Origin of the sequence: Candidatus Villigracilis proximus (genome assembly GCF_016717045.1) — a bacterium.
Taxonomy (GTDB): Bacteria; Chloroflexota; Anaerolineae; order Anaerolineales; family Villigracilaceae; genus Villigracilis; species Villigracilis proximus.
On sequence record NZ_JADJUO010000011.1, the window covers coordinates 38685 to 58708 of the forward strand.

Consider the following 20024-nt stretch of genomic DNA (forward strand, 5'->3'; position numbering starts at 1 on the left):
TTATGGTTTTCCTGGTCGTCAGTTTTAGATGCAATAAATGCCCCAATCCGATCAAGGTATTACCAAAGATAGATATATGTTCATTCCCCGCACGGCGATTTTTGTCCGGCGCGGGGATGAATATTTATTAATGAAAGGCGCGCCTACAAAACGTTTATGGGCTGGCAAATATAACGGTATTGGCGGTCACGTGGAGCGCGGCGAGGATTTGCTTTCTTCTGCTCGGCGTGAGTTGCTTGAAGAAACCGGTCTCACGGCAGATTTGTGGTTGTGCGGCACGGTTTTGGTGGATGCAGGGGAGACGGGGATCTGTCTGTTTTTGTTTTGTGGAGAAAATGCGCGGGGGAGATCAAAGCCAGTGAGGAGGGGGCAGTTGAATGGTTAAAGAAAGATGCGGTTCTTCATCTTCCAATGGTTGAAGATCTGCCCATTCTGCTTGAACGAATCCATAACATGCAGCGCGGCGACCTGCCTTTTGCTGCGCGTTCGGGTGATCGTTGTTCCGCTGAATTTTATCGGAACTTCGTTTCCCGCGAAAACGGTAACAATATCAACTGTTGAGTTGGCTTGGATCTTGATCGCTTCAAATGTGCCGGCCGGGACAGTGATAGTTTCGCTGCCGATTTCCTGCAGGGTAACCGAGTAGGTGCCATGCGCTGGTGACAGTGGATCGCCGAGCATAGGGATTGTGCCTTCAAGTGCAAGACTATATTGCCATTGCATGCTTGCTGTGACTTCTCTGGGCAGACTGATTCCGGTCACATTTGATGTATTTAAGTTGGCGGTCATTTCCTGAATTGAGATGCCCGCCGCGCTGCCGCCGCCGAGTTGGAGTGCTTTGATTCCATCAGGTTGACATGCCCATTCCTGGGTGCGGGTGTGGTCTGTAAATTGTGAGGTGAGCGTAAAACCATCAGCACGGATTTCTGTGATCGAGTTTGTGTAATTGAATGAACCGTTCGGGCCGCCGGTGCTGGTGTATACCCATGCGGCGTTTTGCACAGTGGGGTAGAGTGCGTTTTCGCAGATTTCATTTGATGCAGCGGATGTGTCTGAATTGGAACCTTGAAGCGTGGGAAAAACAACGGCTGGGCTATTCTCACTTCCTGAGCCGCAGGCCGCGATGCTTAATGAAAAAATAATAAAAATAATAATTGCAGGTCGAAACTTGAATAGCATGTTGTTCTCCATAAAATAATATGCCTGATGCTTTTTGCATCTGACAATGAGCGGCATTATTAATTTAATGGCTGCCACTTTAACAAAGACATGGTGAAGGTGCTGCCTTTCCCCGGTTCGCTTTCCACATCCAGCGAGCCTTTGTGCTGTTGAATAACCTGACGTGTGATCGAAAGCCCGATGCCAAGCCCGCCGTATAGTTCATCGCCGTTTTTATCCACATGGAAGAAGCGGTCAAAAATGCGTGGAAGAATATCCGGTGCGATTCCAATTCCATGATCTTCCACGGTAATCAGCACACGGTCTGCCTGGGTCGTTAAGCGGATTTCAACCATGCCGTTTGGCGGGCTATATTTTATGGCGTTGTCTACGAGCGCAGTCAGCGCGCGTTCCAAAGAACGCGCATCGCCTTTGGCATCGGGTATGTTGTGATCTATCTTAACCTGTACAGTTACATGCCGTGTCTCTGCCTTACCCTCATATTTTCTAACAACAACTTCCGCGATCTTCACCATATTCACAGCATCGAACTCAGGCAGAACCAGCTCGATCTCTTGCAGAAAAAGAATATCATTCACCAGTGTAGTGATCTGGTCAATGTTGCGCGCAATCGTATTTATCTTGGAATCAAGGTCGTCGCCGGTCACCATTCCCTTTTGAAGAACCTGTAAATATCCGCCTGCCACCATCAATGGTCTGCGCAGCTCATGCGCCACAATGGTCAGAAATTCGCGGCAGGCCAGGTCCTGTTCCGCGAGTCTTTGATAGGCATCTGCCAATTCTGAAGCACGCAAACGCAGATCTTCAATCGCCATTTGATCGTTTTGCCTGAGTCGGTTGCTGATCTCGCTTACCATTGCCATTGCGATCGAAGGACTGCGTTTTAGCACACGATTGAATCCATCTTTATCGAGTTCAAGCACGATCACATTGGTCTTTGAACGAACTGTTGCCGCGCGCGGCGCGTTATGGATCAACGCCATCTCTCCGAAAAAATCACCAGCGGTTAATGATTTCAGCAAACGGGTTTCTGAATTATTGATGGTCTTTGTAACTTCAAAATCCCCTTCAAGGATCATATAGAAAACATACTCAACCTCATTTTCACGGCATATCACAGTTTGCGGCGGATATGTCTTAATGCGGCTGTTCATAATAATTTCCTGAACTTCTTCAGGTTTGATCCGGGGAAAGCGCGAGGAATGATTTTTGCGGGGGTGCGTATGGTTGTCATAATATTTCTTCAATTCTATCATGCCAAAAAATCAGTTTTCACCCATTTGGGCTATTCCCGAATTTTGCTCTATAATCTGAAAAAAGGATTCAACTCATGATTAAATTTACATTGCGCTTTCTGGTGATACGTGTCCTGTGGATGACAACCCTCGTTTCTTTCTTAACTCAGGCCTGCCAGCCCGCTTTGACATTATCCACACCCGAGCCTGTTTTACCCAGTTCCACGCTTCAACCTCTTTCAACACCCACACCTGACCCAACATCCACGCTGGCTGCAACCCCCACGCCCATTCCACTGGTGCCGGATTTCTCCCATATTGTGATCATCATCTTTGAGAACAAGGAATACGGCTCAGTTATCGGGAATGGCTCCATGGCCTACTTTAATTTGCTTGCCAGCTCCTATACACTGCTCAATCAACATTACACCCCGGCACATCCCAGCCTGCCTAATTATATTTCCCTGATCGGCGGTGACACTTTTGGTATCACGGATAATTGCGATTACTCAGATTGTTATATCAATGCTCCTAGTCTGCCCGACCTGATCGAAGCCAGTGGACGTACCTGGAAGACCTATCAAGATGATATGCCGGAACCGTGTTTTACTGGCAATACCCTGCGCTATGTCCGCAAGCATAATCCGTTTATTTTCTTTGATCCCATCCGCACAGATACAGAACGCTGTGAGCGCAGTATCGTCCCGCTTACTCAAATGGATGTAGACCTTGCCGCAAATGACCTGCCCAATTTTATTTTCATCACACCCGATATTTGCTACTCCGCCCATGATTGCACACTTGATCTGGCCGACGGCTGGTTAAAGGAGCAAATGGATAAACTCTATCCGGCGCTTGAGTCTACTGGCGAGCCTTATCTCATCATCCTCACCTGGGACGAAGGTCAAGGCAATCACTCCTGTTGCGGCCTCCCCGAACTCGCCGGTGGACGTGTCGCCACGGTTTTTATCTCTCCTCAAGTCAGGGAAAATTTTCAAGATAACACTCCCTATTCGCATTATTCCATCTTGAAAACAATATCCGAAGCATGGGGGCTGCCATATCTCGGTCACGCCGCAGATGCAGAGACCACACTCATTACCGCCCCGTGGAAGTAATTAACTTAACCGCGCGCTGAAGTGAGAGTCTCTTGTGTTGCTGACTGTTGGTAGAGAGAGAAAAAAAATTAAATCTCTATACTGTTTAGCAAAGCCTTCAAAGCCAGTAATTCTTCCTTCGACAAAGTGACGCCCTTGCCCATCTTCTCATGATCCGCTGACCAATCCCGGATGTCATACTTTGCATCCCGGTCATTCCAACTGATCAAGTTGACTTCTCTCCCAACCCGAAGCAGACTTGGATAGCTCGCCGATCTTTTTTACAATTTCATATTTGATCTCAGACATGGTTTGGGTCTCCTATTTATACAAGATAATAAACGATCTTTATTTGACACTTCCCAGCTTCGCATATTTCCTGAGAATGTGACTCATCCCCTTGGTTGAAACTTCCCGCAGGACACTTAATCCGGTTTCCTCTTTTATATATTGACTGATCGCCGGGTTCACCACTGTGTCGCGCAGTTCGTCGCATAATTGATCGTAGCGCCGCCGCCAATCTGGATTGTGTTCAATCGCCATACACACATCCAGAATTACATCCTCGCCGTATGGCTTGGGCATGATCGCAAGTACTTCCTGCACAAGGATCTTCACCCCTTGGTTTCTATTTACGGGCATGGCATATTCTCCTTTTAGTATTATTGTCCAGTATACCCGAGAGATTCCAGAAAAATATTCTGGGTCTTTTTCATAATGATAGGTATAATCCCGCCATCTCTTTTACAAAGGTATTCCCTTATGGCAACACTCATCAGCGCCAGCTTTTCTTTTATTATCTTGATCGTCATGTATAGCTTTGGTTTGTACACCAGACGCAACTTTCGCTGGGTGCTGCTTAGCCTGATCTGGGGTGGAATCGGATTTGGTCTTTCCTATTTGCTTGATCAACAATCCATTGCGGCAGGATTGAATCCGGCTGTGATGCTTATTCTCGTTCTGCCTATTATTCAGCAAATCCTCGCATCACTTGGCGTTTTGGCAGTTGTCCACTGGGAGAAATTTGACAATCTGGTGGACGGTTCTGTCTACGGTTTCGCCAGTGGACTTGGGTATGCGATGGGCAGAACGCTTGAGTATTCCCTCAATCATCCTGAGGATAATCTTCAAGGTGTGTTGTCCACGCTCTCCACTGTCCTTGTTTTAGCTACTGCCTCGGGGATCGTAGGCGTGGTAATGACCCAGTTCTACTTCAAGCATCGCGTTCAACGTGGAATCACTTTACTCAGCGGATTGGGCGCGAGTATTGGGTACATTGTGCTTTTTAATTATCTTGTGATCCAAAAGGTCGGCGGTGACATCCTGCCGCTTTCATTTGGAATTGGCGGCGTTACGTTGATCGGCCTCTACATTACGGGTCAACTTCGTAGTGTGTTGATCCGCCTTGGCATTGAAAAACGCCGCGCTGACACACTGCTTGAGATCGTGATTCCGATCGGCGTGCAATTGGCTAGTGAGAAAAATTTTCAGAAACTACTCGAAAGCATGGTGATCGAAGCCAAATCCTTTTGCGGCGCTGATGGCGGCACACTTTATCTGCGAAAAGGCAACATGCTGGAGTTTACTGTTGAGCGCAACGAATCTCTCAACATTGCGATGGGCGGTGCAAGCGGAACGCAGATCACTCTTCCGCCGTTGCAGTTGTATCTCGAAGGAGAAAAACCCAATCACCGCAATCTCGCTTGTTATGTCGCATTGACCGGTAAAACAGTCAACATTGATGATTCTTATGAAAACAAACAATTTGATTTTTCCGGTGCAAGAGAGTTTGATAAAAAATATAACTATGCTTCCGTGTCCTTTTTGACCATTCCGCTAAAAAATAGCATTGGCGAAGTACAAGGTGTGCTGCAATTGTTAAACGCATTAGATTCAAGAAAACAATATGTTTCTTTTGACAACAACTTGCAGCAGTTAATGGAATCTTTTTCCTCACTTGCTGCTGCCGCTTTGGAAGGATATATTCTCGAACAAAGTCTGCGTAAAGAGATTCAGGAATTGCGGATTGAAATTGATCAGGTCAAACGTGAGAGACAGGTGGCAGAGATCACAGATAATAGCTACTTTAAAAACCTGAAGGAAAAAGCGCAACAAATGCGGGAGTCTAAAAAAGATCAACCCGAAGAATAACAAAAGCCGCCTGACAAGGCGGCTTTTTTCATAATTTTGGAGTCCATCAGCAAGCTGATGGCTTGAAGCTAAATTTTGCCCAGAATTATTTTCGTGACTTCACTTCTCACTTCTTGTTACTTCTGATCGTAAAAGATCAACAACGTACTTCCGTATTTTCTTTGTTCGCCTTCCACCAAATTCTTTAAATCCATTTCTTCATATTCAGTTGGGTCGATCTGCACGATCACGGTTCCATCATCGGTCAGCCAGCCCATGTGGTCGTCAATTAATTTCAAGGCTTGCACCCACATCTCTTTATATTGCGGCGGCGCGATGTAAATATATTCAAATTGTTTATCAGGTTGCGCCGCCAGCATACTGAACGCATCGCCTTTGCGCACTTCTGTTTGATTGGTGAAACGGCAATTCGCAATATTCTTTAAGATGGTCTCCACTGGTTCACGGTTCAGATCAGAAAAACGCACATAGGCCGCGCCGCGACTCAATGCTTCGATTCCGATCGCGCCTGTGCCGCCAAACAGATCCCACCATTTTGAGTCGACCACATCCCCTTGCAGAATATTGAACAATGCCTCTTTCACACGATCCATTACCGGGCGGGTTGTATCCCCCGGCACCGACAATAATTTTTTCCCTCTGGCCGTTCCAGCGATCACACGCAGACTCATAATTCCACACTCCCGCGTGCCGCGACCAGATTCCCATGAGACGCCGTAACCGGCACCACACATCCCGTGCCGAGGATGAAGCGTTGACCTCTCGTCTGCTTAATGGCATCTGCCGCTTCTTCCTTAACTGTAGCCTGATCCTCAAAAACGAGAGAACCTTGTCTCAAGCCGCCGCACAACGCGCCGCGGAAGAGACTCTGCGCCTCTGCCAGGGATGGATACGTCTCACGGTCATGCCAGTTGACGATCTGAAAATTCATCAGTCTGAGTAATGAGAAATAAACTTCCTTGCCGTGCAGGTGCAGCATATTGCACCACAAGTTTTGTGTAGGTTCGAGCACCATTTGATCAAACGGCAGGCCGAAGTTTTTATATTCATCCAGTGTGAGAATATCAGACTGGGCATGTTGCACTGCGTAGAAGATACCGTCTATGCCGATCTCGGTTGCGGCTTCGATGAATTTTGCTGTGGTCTTTGCGATGGTGTCCAGTCCCTTTAAAACAGCTTCGGGATGTTCACGTAAATGTTTTAGCAGCAGATCATTGCCTGCCAAATTCTTGGCCTGTGAAAGCGGATTGAATATCGTTTGGATCAGAGGAGTCTCCGGGCTGAGATTCTGCCGAATGAGACGGAGACAGGCTAACTGTCCAGAAAGATGCGGGGAACTCGGCTCTAGCACGGACAGTTTTTCCCAATCCGCCGGCTCAGTGATGACACGTTTGGTATATCTCCTTGAACCTTCTGTGTCATCCATCCACTTATCTTCCACGCCCCAGCCTTTGACAGCAAACGATGAAGCAGGCGTGACTTTGACAATGTCAAAATCATAGGTCTCTTGAAAATGCAGAGTCGAAGCCGCGAGGGTTTCGGGATTCTGATCGTCAACAGGGAAGTGACGCCAGAGGGCGATGGGCGTGCGGTCGGTCTTTTCGCCATTGAGGCAGGCTTGAATACGTTCACGATGTGTGGTCATAGTATCTTCTCGATTCGATGTCTGGTGTACTTTCCTTCGCGGAAAGTTTTGGTGATGGTAAATCCGTTTGAGAGGCACATTTTGAGGCTGGCCTGATTGCTGATCTCAACACTGCCGACGATGCGTTTGTAGCCGGCGGCGCGGACCGCTTCGAACAATCCGCGCTGCAGGGTGCCGCCCATGCCCATGCCGCGATAGTTTGGATTGATGGTCAGGTACAGGCTTTCGATCGCGTCAGCTTCGTTTTGCATTTGCGTTCGTATCGTTAAACTGGAAACCACCAACTGCAAGATCGCCAGCGGACGAGTGAAGGCCGCTTTGATGATTTGCTTGATGAACCATGCGCGGTCGCTCGTGAGTTGACCGGTCAGCGCGGCGGGTTCCGGTGCGGCGATGTTATAGCCGATCAATTCACCGGTTTCGTCATTTTGTGCATACACTGCCACGACTTGTTTGTTTTTATATACGATCTCAAAATATCTTTCCACAAATGGATAGCCCAACTCGGAAAGCAAGCCGTGATCTCCCATGTGGATCTCGGCCAGTTTGGGCAGCAACTCGGGTGCGATCTCGTGTAAATTATGAATGGTATATTTCATCGCTTCTCTTTAAAGGGCTAAATTAACTAGGATAAACAGAGATGAACAAAGATTTTTATATTAATGTTTAAGAATAAAAGGACCTATCTCTGTTTATCTTTGTTCATCTCCGGTTAAAAACTACGCCAGGCCACGCACCAAATGCGGACCCATCATCCGCACTAGAAATGCGGGCGTGCGTTTCCAGACTGCGATGGCGATCTGGAATTTTGGATTCTTTTGGTTTAACACCGGCAATGGATGGCCGGGTGCGAGCCAGTGCCAATAGGCAAGCAGCTTTTTGCGCGGCGCCCATTTCATTTTGAAGATCTCATTTCCCGAACCAACCAGACTGCGCCCGAGGTCGAAGGTTTTAAGTCCCTTTTGGATGCCGCGTTCGATCACGCTCCAGTATAAAAATTCACCCGCATAATTCGAGCGGACATAACGCAGAATATTGGCATGTAAATTAAACATCGTATCGTCCTGATAAATAAAGACTCCACCGCCCGCAATTTTTCCCTGCGGATCATATAACACTGCAAATTCAAGTGTGTCACCTAAATGCTGTGCCATGCTTCTCAGATAATTTTTTGTGTGATATGGCGAACCTAACTCATGCATACTGCGTGCCAGCGCTTCGTAAATATCATCCAGAATATCAAGATGACCATAGCGGACAGAGAATCCCTTTTTGAGAGATTTGCGTACATGGTTGCGATGATCGGATGAAAATTTCTTTAGCATTTCATCTGGCGTGGCGGGAAGATCAAGCAGGTAGGTGTAATAAGCGGGATGTTGCACCCAGTTTTCGGGTGGAGTTGATTCGCCTTCGTCAAAACGAATGGCGGCGTATTCCACTTTGGTTTCTTCGGCGAGGCGGCGGGCTTCATCCAATAAAAGATCACGCGCAGCGGAATTCTTGTATGCGAATCCGCCGTAACTGCCGAAGGGCGATGTTACAAGATAATGACCGAAGACAGGATGCTTCACTTCGATCAATGTCAGCGCGGACAGGGTCTGCGAATCTTCGGTCACAGTAAAGCGGTGAACCTTGTAATCGTAAACTTCATTCACAAAATCAGACCAGCTATCCAGACCGGAAAAACTTAACTGCGGTTCCAGGTCAGGCGAATTTATTTTGTCAACGCGTTGTGCTTTCATTGAGTACTCTCTTGGATGAATTGGTCAATTGTGGAAATCGGGAAGGAGCGCAGCAGGTCGTGCAGAAATGCTGATTTATCAAGTGTGAACACATACAAAAGTGGATTACTGAAAGTCCGCGCATGAATTCGGTCGGCCATTTTTTTGGTGAAACAATTTCATACGGGTGCAGGAAGATCACCGGGCTTAAGCCTGCCTTCAATTGTTTTTCGATGATCTTGAAAACCATACGGGGGAAAAGTCCGCTCATCATGCTTGAGCCGTAGGGAAATTCACCGCCCATCACCAGCGGCAAATTCATATTGCGCGGCGCCTGAAATTGTGCAGGCCGCCCAAATAAAGGATACGTGCTGACGGGTAATTCCCAAATGTCACCTTTTTGTAATATCGTGCCGGTTGGCGCATACAGTGATGAGCTGTAACTAAAGTTATCTTTTTCAAGCAGTGGGTACACATCTTCGATCGTGTTGATCATCGGAGCGCGAAACCCGCGCACCTTGTATTGCTCGCGCCATCCCGCCGAAGAACGCAGATCATGTTCGATATCTTCGAGCACCGTCAATGGGCGATGCACCTGACAGTGAAAGCCAACTTCGTGTCCGGCGTCTGCTATTTTTTTCGGCAGGCTTGGGTACCATTCCACCAATTCACCAACCAGATAAAAACTGGCCTGCACATCTTTTAATTTTTCAAGGATCGGGTCGAGCGCGTCATTTGCAAACCCATTATCTAAAGTGCGGCGTTCCTGCGGAGAAAGAAAATCATATTTGCGTGAAGGCGCAAACCATGATTCATAGTCAATTGTCAGCAACAAGCGTGGAGAAGGACTCATAGGGCGCGAATTATAGCATGGCGATAAAAATGGAGAACGCAGATTACTCAGAACATTTTATTTCGTTCATAAAAATTCCGATCTGTCTTGCGTTCATGTTGTTTTGCTTGATGAATAAATTTCTCCATACAATGCACACGCCTCTGCGCATTGTCGGATCTTCTTTTATTATTTTTTCGGATAACTTCTCCGCAGCCTTGATCTCACCTTTGAGCGCGTGCGCCTCAATGAAGATCAACCACTCGTTGGGATCTTCCGGTTCATACCCCTTTGAAACTGCTTCTGCTTCGAGGGCAATGACTTTGTCTGTATCATTCATTTGCATTGCGAGCTCGGCCTTCGTGAAGTAATAGCACCACGTATGCTCCGGCTCCGTAGACAGGAACTCAGGCACGGCAGGTTTTTCGGGATCAGTGATGATGCGCGAAAGATTCGAAAGCGGAATGGTGTTGACCAGCGTATCCGGAAGACGTGAATAAATATCCGCGTCACCACGATTGGGGTCAAGCACACGCAAACAGCCGTTGACCGGCATGTAGATCACAACCGTATCTGTCGTGGAGCCGCGAAAGTTCACTGTCCGGTAGGCGAATGAGATTTTCGTGTCAGGATCAAGCGACGGGAGGGTAGGTCCGCCGATGCGTTTTTCGCTGAAGATCAATGCATAAGGTAAATTAGCGTCTGACGTGTAATCCGGTGCATACATCCAATTGATCGGGCCGGTGAAGGATAAATCAGGTTCGTATTCGGTGGGCAGTTGATGAGTCAACAAAACAGTGTTGGGTTTTAGCGCAGGAATGCGCCATGATAATTGCCAGTAAATTTCGCTTTGCTTTTCCCAGTCACGGCGGAAGATGTTGGCGTTATAAAATTGCTGGCCGACGCCGAGCGCGATCATTGCAGTCACAACATACATTCTGAAATGGCTGTCTTTAAATATCAATTCGATCAGCCCGATGGCAAAGAGGACGGAACCGATCATCATCGAGATCATAAAACGGTCGTAGCCGGTTTGTAACCTGAGCGGTAATTCTGCGGCGAGAGAAGGCAAACGCCCGAGCAGAATGCCGACCACGCCGATGAGCATTAACGAGAGTGAGAAGCTCCGGCTTTCGCCTGTCCCTTCGAAGTGCTGAATGTAAAAATAGCTGATAAAGACAAAGAAAACAGCGATCAGGCCCAAAGTCAAAATAGATGAAGGCGCTGTTAAATGTGTGGAGACCAGCAACAGCACTTGAATCCAGATATATAAACAGGCTTTCCAGAGTGTGTCGAGTACGTCCATGAAAAGTGAAAGCGGCGTGGCGTTGTTGACCGAAGTCACTTCGTAGGAGTTGTAGGGACCAAATCTATAGTAATAGACCAGCCAGAGCGCGTTGAGAATCCAGACGACCAGATACGGCCACCAATGCTTGAGCGTCTCGCGCACTCGCGAGAAGAGGCTGCCGCTGAAGAAGAAAAATAAAAAGAGCGCGCGCATTCCTTCCAGACCAAAAAAATATTCAGTGGGGAAGATGCCGCAAATTTGCAGTAAGACGGCGATGATGATATAGGTCAGTGGGCGTTCGGCGCGTAAGGCTTTGAATGTATAGCCGAATGAAAACAGATAAAAGATAAAGGGAATTAATTCCTGATTTATGTGTGTCAACGCGATGTAGTGCTGACTGTAACCCGGAAAGACGATCAGCAAAAGCGCCGCTGTCAACGCAATGCGCGGACGTTCAGGCCATGCCTGGCGTAACATCCACCAGGTGCCGAAGCCCATTATGAAGCGGATGAATAGAGCGAATCCCTGCCAGTAGATCGGCAGGGGCGGCAGAAGACTGGTGGTGAAATAAAAGATCGGTCCCAGAAACGGGCGGAAGGGAGCAAACGCCGGGTTGAATTCGGCGGGTCCCATAAATTTTGCGATCCAAGCAAACGGCCAGTCGTCCCAGTAAAAGCCTATGGATGGAATGAGCAATCCATAGGCGAGGACGGTGGTGATGAGAAAAAGAAAGGGAATGTTTCCCGATTTAAGTCTAAGATTTTTCATGAGGCTTTTCACTCGTTGCTTGATTTGGAGTCCGTTTCTTAATTAGACCTCTTGCATAAGTCCTTTTTACCACAAAGGCACAAAGTCTCAGACTCAAAAAAACTTGTGACTTGTGCTTTGTGACTTTGTGGTCTACAACGCTTTACTTATGCAAGAGTTCAATTCTTTTTTAAACACAGAATTAAGAAACTCTTTACTGAGCTTGTTTGATGACGCAGAAGATGGCGTTTCCGCGATGGACATCCATAAATACAGGCGTATCTTTTAGAATCTTTTCATCGTCGTTGGTGCGGGTGTTGATGAGGACGAAATCACCCGGCTGTATATCTTTTAGTTCAGTTCGATAATCACGAATGGTGATGTTTGAACTCGCGTAATATTCCGCGATATATGGCTCGCGTTTGACGAAAAGTTGTGAGTTTTGCGGCGCTTCTTTTTCAAACTCCAAAACGGCTTCACGGTAACAGGTGAGCCAGTAATCTGTTTCGTATTGTCTGAAGGCTTTGTCTGTGCCGCCGGTGAAGGTGTTGTAGTATGCGTATTGATATGGATGTAAAGTCACATTGGCGATGATGGCGGGAAGAAGCAGGGCAAAAGCCGCTGCGGCTTTTATTCCATTGTGTTGAATGCGGTTAAATATTTCGTTGATGGCGAATCCAGCGAAGATGAAAACCGGCGGGAACATGAAAAGATAATGACGGTAGCCGTCTGAGTTTGGCGGATTGGTAATGACGAGGGCTGAGATGACAAGTCCGAACCAGAGGAAGGTGACGCCGAGGCGTGTGCGGTCTTTTGATTCTTGAAGTGCCTTTTTTATTGCGATGACTGTGCCGGCAATGAACAGCGGCCATGTGGGTTCTGTCAACGTGTAGGTTAGCAGAGTGGGAAAGTATCTGCGCGGCAGTTCATAAGCCGGATACAACTTGCCCATGAAGAGAATCTTCAAGTCAGCGGGCGCGTTGGACATAGCTTGTAGTACGAAGATAAATCTCCCGATCGGGTCAGGCCAGAGGAAAGGCCAGAAGATATACATGGTGACGAGGGCGGTGATTCCGTAAGGAATAAATCCCCAGATGGCTTTCCAGTTTTTGGTGGAGATGAAAAATAAAAATATTAATACAACCGCATAAGGCCCTATAAAACGGATCGCGGTGGTGATGCCGAGTAGAATGCCGGGCAAGATCGCAGCGCGGATGATGGTCTTTGCGCTTTGCGGGGATGCTGTCCACGAGTCGATCATGCGCAGGCCGAAGTAGATGCTGATTAAGAAAAAGACGGCGAAGGGCATGTCTTTTGGATTCATGAACGCATGGTTCCAGAAGACTGGTTGAGTGGCGAAAAAAGCTGTCGAAACAGTGGCAGGCCAACGGTCGAGCCAGCGGCGGGTTAGTAGATAAAGAAAAAACAACCCGATCTGAAATGTCAGGAAGTTGGTCAAATGCCAGGCGGAGACCATGTCCAACCCGAAGAATTCAAGCAGATTTTGAAACTGACCGGCGATGACCAGATAAGCTGGTCCGCGTGTGACGTGGTCACTGGCCGATGCGCCGAAAGTTTTTTCGAGGTCGAAGGTGCCGTTTAATCTGGCAGGGATGGAGTAGGCAGTTTCGGATGCCTGACCGTAATCGTAGTAAAGCGGCTCATCCCACGAGAGGCCGTAATCACGAAAGGTGAAAAGACCGATCACGATGTTGATGATCAGCAAAATAAGAATGGGGTGTTGACGTATTTTTTGCACGATGGGATTTATTTTTGTGAGATGCGATGCGCCTGACGTTTCTTTGCCTGTTCCATGCGTTTGATCTCTTCTTCGGTTTCAAGAACAAGCGCGGGGACGGTTGTCGGGTGTCCTTCGTCATCGAGTGCCACGTAGACTAGGTAGGCTGTGTTGGTGTGCGTGCGTTCGCCAGTAATCGGATTCTCGGCAATGACTTGCACTTCGGCTTCCATGGAGGTGTGGCCGGTGTAGGTGACTTCTGCGTTAAGCACGATCAGGTCGCCGATGCGGATGGGCTGGCGAAAGGTCATCGAGTCAATTGCCACGGTGACGACTTTCTTTTGGGCATGGCGCATACAGGCCAGTGCGCCGGCTTCGTCTACCAGTTTCATGATCCAGCCGCCGTGGACATTACCGAGCAGGTTGGCGTGTTCGGGGTGCATCAATTGCGGGAGAGTAACGTGTGAAGGCGCGTGTGTTTTTGTGCGTGTGGATCGGTCATTAAATTAATCCAGGTCTTCGCGATATTCGCCTGAGTCTGTAGTGTGCAGGCGTTCGGGTTCGTCGAGTAGTACGTCAATAAAAGATGGGCTGAGGTCACCCATTAATGGCGCGAGCGGAATTGTAGCGGGCAGGCTGATCTTTTTGGGCTTTGGCGGCGGCTGTAAGCGCTGCATGAGGGTGCTGGTTGCCCGTTTTCGGATAATGCGCGGATCGTTGGTGATCGTGCCGACATAATATCCGATGACAGAATAAACTTCCCGTTTTGGGCTCACGAAGCCGACCCAGTCACCATTTCGATTGTATAAATATGGATACACCAGGAACGCTTCTGCATCACCTTTTGTTGTGTAAACGGGGATTAATGAAGGTTGAGTTGTGCCAGTTGACATGGATGCACCTCATTCAGTTTTATCAATGTCATTATACGTCCAATACCTGTTCACAAAAAAGTTCCAGATCATTACAACGCCAACAGCGGCGGCGAGGGTCAGGTTGTTTGCGTAGAACTCTGCAATTTTGTGTGAGGTGTGAAATACGCCTTCGAAAAAATTGAGCACGGGCGGCTCAAGATAATGCAGGGTGGGAATACGGATCGCGACTCCCGCTAAATTGACTAGAAAGAACATTCCCAGTTGACTAAATAGTGTACGTGAGCGCGATTCGGGATATGTCCAAAAGCGATTCCAGATAAAGTTACTGATCACCGCGCAGGTAAATGAGATTGTCCCTGCATAGACCAAGGGCATGGTTGTAAAGTGCGAGGAGCAGATTCATGACCCCAAAGTCAATTGCTGCGCCAATCGCGCCCAACCAGCGCAAATTTAAAAAAGCGATTTCGTTCTTTTGTGTCCGTGATGATCATGCAAGTCCCAGTTTTTGTTTAAAGAAAGGAATGGTGCGTCTGATGCCTTCTTCGATCTCTATCTTTGGCTCCCATTGTAGAATATCGTGGGCGCGGGTGATATCGGGGCGGCGGCGCTGTGGGTCACGTGCGCTGCGTGCATCGACATAGGTAATCCCCGCTTTATTTTCGGTGATCTTGTTGATGGCTTCCGCAAATTGAAGCACGCTCATCTCAGTTGGATTGCCAATATTGACTGGATAGTGTTCTTCTGAATAGAGCAATTTGACAATTCCGTTTACAAGATCATCCACGTAACAGAAGGAACGGGTTTGCGCTCCGTCACCGTATACGGTCAACGGTTCGCCGAGCAAAGCCTGTTTGAGCAGATTGGGCAGGGCGCGACCATCTTCCATGTCCATGCGTGGACCATAGGTATTGAAGATGCGCACGATGCTTGTATTTACATTATGAAAACGGTGGTAAGCCATGGTCAATGATTCTGCGAAGCGTTTGGCTTCATCATATACGGCGCGTGTTCCAACGGGGTCTACGTTCCCGGCGTAAGTTTCAGGTTGTGGATGTACTTCAGGGTCACCGTAAATTTCACTGGTGGAGGCCAGTAAAAATTTTGCATTCTGTGCGCGGGCCAGACCGAGACAGTTATGAGTGCCAAGTGCACCGGCCTTCATGGTTTGGATCGGCAAATTAAAATATCCAGACTTTGATTGCGGGTTGGGGCTGGCGGGCGAAGCGAAATGCAGAATCGCATCCACTTTGCCGGGCACGAAAATATAATTCGATACATCGCGTTTATAAAAGGAAAAGTTTTCATTATCCGCGAGGTGGGCGATATTATCCGGGCTGCCTGTGACGAAATTATCCATGCCGATAACTTCATGTCCATCAGATAGTAATCGGTCGCTGAGATGGGAGCCGAGAAATCCAGCTGCGCCTGTGATCAGTATTCTCATTTTTTTATCCTCTTTTAAAAAATTATTTCCAGTCAATGGCGTTGATCAATCCGTCGCCAGTGACCTGATAAGCTTCGCTGCTTCCGCTATCGATCAACCATAAATTGCCTTGATACATGATCGCAATAAAATTGTCCGTCTGCCCCTCAAGCGATTCGGGTGCCCAGATCGGTGTCTGTGGTTCAATTCCGCTTGCGTCTGTGGGCGGGAAGAGAGTCTTGCTGTTGGACCCGTCACGATCCATGACAATTAAACGATAACGACTGGTTTCACTTTGCTCAATAAAAATGGATTGTAAATACGCTACCTGATAAATTTTTTCCCTGCCATCTGATCGGATCGGAGATGCGGATGGATAAGCGAACATGCCGGCTGAGTCGACAATGGATGCAACCGCTTCACTACTGAACGAGACGGCTGAGAGGTCAAAAAAGGGAGACTCTTCGCTGGTAATGGGTGCAGGCGCGGGCGAGTGAGTCACGTAATATAAGGTCTTTCCATCTGCGCCCCAGGCGATGGGCGGAATCCAGGCCCAGTCACTGTGTGTGTTGAGCGGCGTGATATTCAACATCGGTTTTAGATAACCGCCATCCTGATCGACAAGTCCGATGCCATCGGGGCGTGAATATGCCAGCCTGCCATCTGCTGAATAGGCAAACGACATTCCCCACCAGCCATACACGCCGCCGCTGTTTGCATCCAACATCTTGCGCGGACTTCCACCCGTGAGGCTGACACGATACAGATCGTTATTCGCCTGCCAGCCGGGGGCTGTGCTGCGCGGTTCCACTGTTGAATACGCGACTGAGTTCGTGCCGGGAATCCATTCGGCAAAATGCACAACATTATAAGCCTGTAACCAGATCGGTTTGGGCTCAACATTCTTAACCCGTACGGCCCAAAGCGTGTTGATCTCTTCGCTGGCCGGTTTTTTGGATTTACGGGTAAAGATCAAATATTCGCCATTGGGCGAGAGTTTGAAGATGCGCCCGTCAAGGTCACCGGTGCTGACGATGATGCGGCGATTCGCGGTGGAGTCTTCCATGATCCATGCGTTGCCGCCGGCAAGATAAACAATGGTGCCGGGGATGTTCAATGGTGTAAAGGATGATTGCGCGCCGACCATGACGATCTCAGGCAATGCTTCATTTAAAATAACGGTCTTGACCGATGATTTGCTGATCTCAATATTATCTTCAAGAATTCTGCGATAGGTAACTTCTTCCAACCCGTTGACGCCCGCTTGAACGAGTCTGGTTTCGCCTTCGGGGAGTGTTTCATTGCGTACGATCTGCCGTTCGAATGCGATCACCACTTGTTCGGTTTCAAATACTTCTGAGACGCGTGTCAACGTGATCGTGTCACCCTGGCTGAGTATTGTATAAAAGGGCGGCTCTGTGCGATCCAAATTACCCGGTGCAATGCCCGCGGTTTGCAGTGCCTGTGTGACTGTGCTTCCGGCGCTGACGGTTATGTCGCGAGTCGAACCGTCTGCTGTAATGGTAACGATCATCTCCTCGCCGAGTTGCGGGGAGCGGCAGGAAACGATCAGTGTAACAAATGTAAATAGAAACAGAAGCAGACTGAGGCGGGGTCGGATGCGAAGCATGTCGGGTATAATCCAGCCGCTATTTGATACGGCCGGTCATCGTCATAATTCCATCTGCAATGGAGATCGATTCAAGACGAAAGCCCAAGGCTACAGGTCCGAGTGAGCCGGTAAATGCTTCTCCGATAATTGCGTTGATGGCAGTATTCAAACCTTCAGGCGCGGGGAAGGGACCAAAATCTGCCGAGGCGATCTCGATCTTTGGCAGGCCGGTTGCCGGGTCAATGCTGACATTCATAGTGATGAGCATATTGGCGGCGAACATGCCACGGTCAATTTTTCCGTACAATTGCATTTGACCATTGCGAAGCAAAACCTGCGGCTCGGTGAATGGCGGGCTGGTTTGTTCCTGCATTTTGAGCGCAATGTAAGAAGTCAGCTGGCTTTCAGTGATCTGCAATGTAACCGTGCCGGTTTCGGCGCCTGCAACCAATGCCTGTTCGACCTGAGATTGCATGGATTGCACTTCGTCCGTTGAAACTGGAACAGTTGTGGTGGTGTATTCAGGGCCGCCGACAAAGATCGTGCAGGCCAGTGATGTAAGCATCAGGGCGCTAAAGAAAAAAGTAAGGAAATTGTTTTTTGTTTTCATAGTTTTTTTGTGTTTTGCAAGTAAATTTATTAAGCGGAGCAATTATAGCATGAGCGACTCTCAATCCACTTCAGCGGCTGTTTCCAATACGGAACTGTCACTTGCGGCAAAAATCGAAGCGATGTTGTTCGTTTCAGCGGAACCTGTGCCGGTGGCGCAGCTTTCAACAGCGTTGGATGTCACTGCCTCTGTCATTGAGCGCGGATTAAAAGAACTGGACGAAGCCCTCGTAACCCGCGGCCTGCGTCTACAACGAAATGCTGGGCGCGTGCAATTGACCACTGCGCCCGAACTGGCCGAACTGGTTGAGCTTTTCCTCGGTTTGGAATCGATCTCGCACTTGAGCCGTGCGGCGCTCGAAACTTTGGCGATCATTGCCTATCAACAGCCCTGTACCCGTCCGCAAGTGGATTCGATCCGCGGTGTGAATAGTGACGGTATGATGAAAAGTTTGCTGAGCAAGGGGCTGGTTCAGGAATCCGGCCGCGCAGATGGCCCGGGACGTCCGATCTTGTATTCGACCACACCGGAATTTTTACAGCATTTTGGCTTAAGCTCGATCATTGAATTGCCTCCGCTGGCTGTGCCTGTTGTTGAAACAGATGATGAGCATAGTGTTTTGTTGAAGGGGTAGGGTTGTAGAGATGTAAATAGTAAGCAAGGTAAACACGTAGGCGCTTTAGTTTTTCCACTTGTGTACTTTATCTACTTTTCTACTTTTCTCCTTTACCAGATTTTTAACATAGGAATTAATTAACCATGCAGGAAAGATTACAAAAATTACTCGCCCAGGCCGGTTACGGCTCGCGCCGCTCTTGTGAAGAATATATTATCGCAGGACGTGTGCGTGTTAATGGAAAGACCGCGACACTTGGTGAGAAGGCCGACCCTTCCATTGATAAAGTCACTTTGGATGGAAAGTTACTGCCAAAGACCGAAGCGCTGACAATGACCTACGTTGCCTTATATAAACCACGTAATGTGCTTTCCGCCGCGGAAGGACAGGATGACAGGCAGACCGTCCGTGATCTGATTCCGTTGAGCGGACATTTATATCCCGTTGGCCGTTTGGATTGGGATTCGGAAGGCTTGATCCTGATGACCAATGACGGCGAATTGACGAACAAATTAACACATCCGCGTTATGGGCATGAAAAAGAATACCGTGTGCTTCTTGCGCGTAAGCCTGATGAAAAACAAATGGAAGCATGGCGCCGTGGCGTGGTGCTTGACGATGGCGATAAGACTCTGCCTGCCGATGTAAGTTTTCTTTCCACGTCTGGTAAAGGCGCATGGATTCGGGTGGTGATGGGGGAAGGTAAAAAACGTCAGATCCGCGAAGTGGGCAGAATGCTTGGCTTGCCTGTCGTGAAGATCATCCGCTTGCGGATTGGCACCTTAAAACTTGGCAGTTTGAAACCTCGTCAATGGCGGCATTTGACCGAAAATGAAGTGGAAGAATTAAAAGGTGACAAAGTGCCAACGATGGAACGGCGTTTTGAACGCAGCCGTTCAGATCGCAGCGACCGCGCACCGAAAGAGCGGGCTGTTTCGTCTGAGGATGCAAAACGCAATCCAAAAGATAAACCCAAGCGTGCTCCTATTGATCGCTCACGTAAAACAGTGCGCCCGAAACTTGGTCCCAATGAAAGGCCTGCAACATCAGAGCGCCCGAAACGCGCTCCGCTGATCGTCTCAACATCAGACCGCCCGAAGCGCGGACCGGCCAGCCAGCCAACCACAACGGATCGCCCTAAGCGTAGTCCCGGCGGACGGACGGAACGCGGTGGTCGTAGTGATCGTACCCGCAGTAATACCAAACCCCGAACCTCACGTCGTTGATCTTGTGAAAACAAAAAGAGTGTGCAGAA

Annotated in this window: 21 protein-coding genes and 1 pseudogene; 5 read left to right on the forward strand and 17 right to left on the reverse strand. The window is 48.5% G+C overall.

Annotation, left to right across the window (positions count from 1 at the left end; genetic code table 11):
• The first annotated feature begins 76 nt into the window (after positions 1-76).
• Complete coding sequence (locus IPL71_RS13425) at positions 77-385, forward strand: NUDIX domain-containing protein (protein WP_345322376.1); 309 nt, start codon at positions 77-79, stop codon at positions 383-385.
• Here the strand turns inward: IPL71_RS13425 and IPL71_RS13430 are convergent.
• A complete protein-coding gene (locus IPL71_RS13430) occupies positions 382-1179 on the reverse strand; it encodes a hypothetical protein (RefSeq protein WP_345322378.1) in 798 nt (265 codons plus the stop codon). The genes IPL71_RS13425 and IPL71_RS13430 overlap by 4 nt on opposite strands.
• A gap of 59 nt (positions 1180-1238) precedes the next feature.
• On the reverse strand, positions 1239-2333 hold the full coding sequence (locus IPL71_RS13435; protein WP_345322380.1) for an ATP-binding protein: 1095 nt from the start codon (positions 2331-2333) through the stop codon (positions 1239-1241).
• A gap of 176 nt (positions 2334-2509) precedes the next feature.
• On the opposite strand from IPL71_RS13435, the gene IPL71_RS13440 reads away from it, so the two are divergent.
• The gene (locus IPL71_RS13440) at positions 2510-3532 is read left to right on the forward strand and encodes an alkaline phosphatase family protein (protein ID WP_345322382.1); all 1023 of its coding nucleotides are present in this window, start codon (positions 2510-2512) and stop codon (positions 3530-3532) included.
• 68 nt (positions 3533-3600) lie between these two features.
• Here the strand turns inward: IPL71_RS13440 and IPL71_RS13445 are convergent.
• Positions 3601-3820, reverse strand: a pseudogene (locus tag IPL71_RS13445) (YdbC family protein).
• 39 nt (positions 3821-3859) lie between these two features.
• Positions 3860-4153 carry a hypothetical protein gene (locus tag IPL71_RS13450; RefSeq protein ID WP_345322384.1) on the reverse strand — a complete coding sequence of 98 codons (294 nt, stop codon included), beginning with the start codon at positions 4151-4153 and terminating at the stop codon, positions 3860-3862.
• A 120-nt stretch (positions 4154-4273) separates the two neighbouring features.
• Between IPL71_RS13450 and IPL71_RS13455 the strand changes: the two genes are divergently transcribed.
• Positions 4274-5662: a GAF domain-containing protein gene (locus IPL71_RS13455; protein ID WP_345322386.1), complete on the forward strand. Its 1389-nt coding sequence runs from the start codon at positions 4274-4276 to the stop codon at positions 5660-5662.
• 116 nt (positions 5663-5778) lie between these two features.
• On the opposite strand, the gene rsmD is transcribed toward IPL71_RS13455, so the two are convergent.
• The 13 genes from rsmD to IPL71_RS13520 form a co-directional block, all read right to left on the reverse strand.
• Positions 5779-6333 (reverse strand): 16S rRNA (guanine(966)-N(2))-methyltransferase RsmD, encoded by a 555-nt coding sequence (gene rsmD / locus IPL71_RS13460; protein WP_345322388.1) that lies wholly within the window; start codon positions 6331-6333, stop codon positions 5779-5781.
• Positions 6330-7307 (reverse strand): uroporphyrinogen decarboxylase family protein, encoded by a 978-nt coding sequence (locus IPL71_RS13465; RefSeq protein WP_345322389.1) that lies wholly within the window; start codon positions 7305-7307, stop codon positions 6330-6332. Before IPL71_RS13465 ends, rsmD begins: the two co-directional genes overlap by 4 nt.
• Positions 7304-7906, reverse strand: coding sequence for a GNAT family N-acetyltransferase (locus IPL71_RS13470; RefSeq protein ID WP_345322391.1), 603 nt, complete (start codon positions 7904-7906; stop codon positions 7304-7306). Before IPL71_RS13470 ends, IPL71_RS13465 begins: the two co-directional genes overlap by 4 nt.
• 120 nt (positions 7907-8026) lie before the next feature.
• Positions 8027-9049 (reverse strand): GNAT family N-acetyltransferase, encoded by a 1023-nt coding sequence (locus IPL71_RS13475; protein ID WP_345322393.1) that lies wholly within the window; start codon positions 9047-9049, stop codon positions 8027-8029.
• Positions 9030-9881 (reverse strand): polysaccharide deacetylase family protein, encoded by an 852-nt coding sequence (locus IPL71_RS13480; protein WP_345322395.1) that lies wholly within the window; start codon positions 9879-9881, stop codon positions 9030-9032. The genes IPL71_RS13475 and IPL71_RS13480 overlap by 20 nt, the downstream gene beginning before the upstream one ends.
• Positions 9882-9924: 43 nt before the next feature.
• Complete coding sequence (locus tag IPL71_RS13485) at positions 9925-11916, reverse strand: tetratricopeptide repeat protein (RefSeq protein ID WP_345322397.1); 1992 nt, start codon at positions 11914-11916, stop codon at positions 9925-9927.
• Positions 11917-12109: 193 nt separating this feature from the next.
• On the reverse strand, positions 12110-13654 hold the full coding sequence (locus IPL71_RS13490) for an ArnT family glycosyltransferase (protein WP_345322399.1): 1545 nt from the start codon (positions 13652-13654) through the stop codon (positions 12110-12112).
• Positions 13655-13662: 8 nt separating this feature from the next.
• Positions 13663-14076 carry an acyl-CoA thioesterase gene (locus tag IPL71_RS13495; RefSeq protein ID WP_345322401.1) on the reverse strand — a complete coding sequence of 138 codons (414 nt, stop codon included), beginning with the start codon at positions 14074-14076 and terminating at the stop codon, positions 13663-13665.
• Between the two features lie 63 nt (positions 14077-14139).
• Complete coding sequence (locus tag IPL71_RS13500) at positions 14140-14526, reverse strand: 4-fold beta flower protein (protein ID WP_345322403.1); 387 nt, start codon at positions 14524-14526, stop codon at positions 14140-14142.
• 9 nt (positions 14527-14535) lie between these two features.
• Positions 14536-14883, reverse strand: a complete 348-nt coding sequence (locus IPL71_RS13505; RefSeq protein WP_345322405.1) for a GtrA family protein — start codon at positions 14881-14883, stop codon at positions 14536-14538.
• Between the two features lie 112 nt (positions 14884-14995).
• Positions 14996-15952 (reverse strand): UDP-glucuronic acid decarboxylase family protein, encoded by a 957-nt coding sequence (locus IPL71_RS13510; RefSeq protein ID WP_345322407.1) that lies wholly within the window; start codon positions 15950-15952, stop codon positions 14996-14998.
• A gap of 22 nt (positions 15953-15974) precedes the next feature.
• Positions 15975-17561 carry a G5 domain-containing protein gene (locus IPL71_RS13515; RefSeq protein ID WP_345322409.1) on the reverse strand — a complete coding sequence of 529 codons (1587 nt, stop codon included), beginning with the start codon at positions 17559-17561 and terminating at the stop codon, positions 15975-15977.
• Between the two features lie 19 nt (positions 17562-17580).
• Positions 17581-18153, reverse strand: a complete 573-nt coding sequence (locus IPL71_RS13520; RefSeq protein ID WP_345322410.1) for a hypothetical protein — start codon at positions 18151-18153, stop codon at positions 17581-17583.
• 49 nt (positions 18154-18202) lie between these two features.
• On the opposite strand from IPL71_RS13520, the gene scpB reads away from it, so the two are divergent.
• On the forward strand, positions 18203-18787 hold the full coding sequence (scpB, locus tag IPL71_RS13525; protein ID WP_345322411.1) for an SMC-Scp complex subunit ScpB: 585 nt from the start codon (positions 18203-18205) through the stop codon (positions 18785-18787).
• A gap of 125 nt (positions 18788-18912) precedes the next feature.
• A complete protein-coding gene (locus IPL71_RS13530) occupies positions 18913-19995 on the forward strand; it encodes a pseudouridine synthase (protein ID WP_345322413.1) in 1083 nt (360 codons plus the stop codon).
• Positions 19996-20024: the final 29 nt, after the last annotated feature.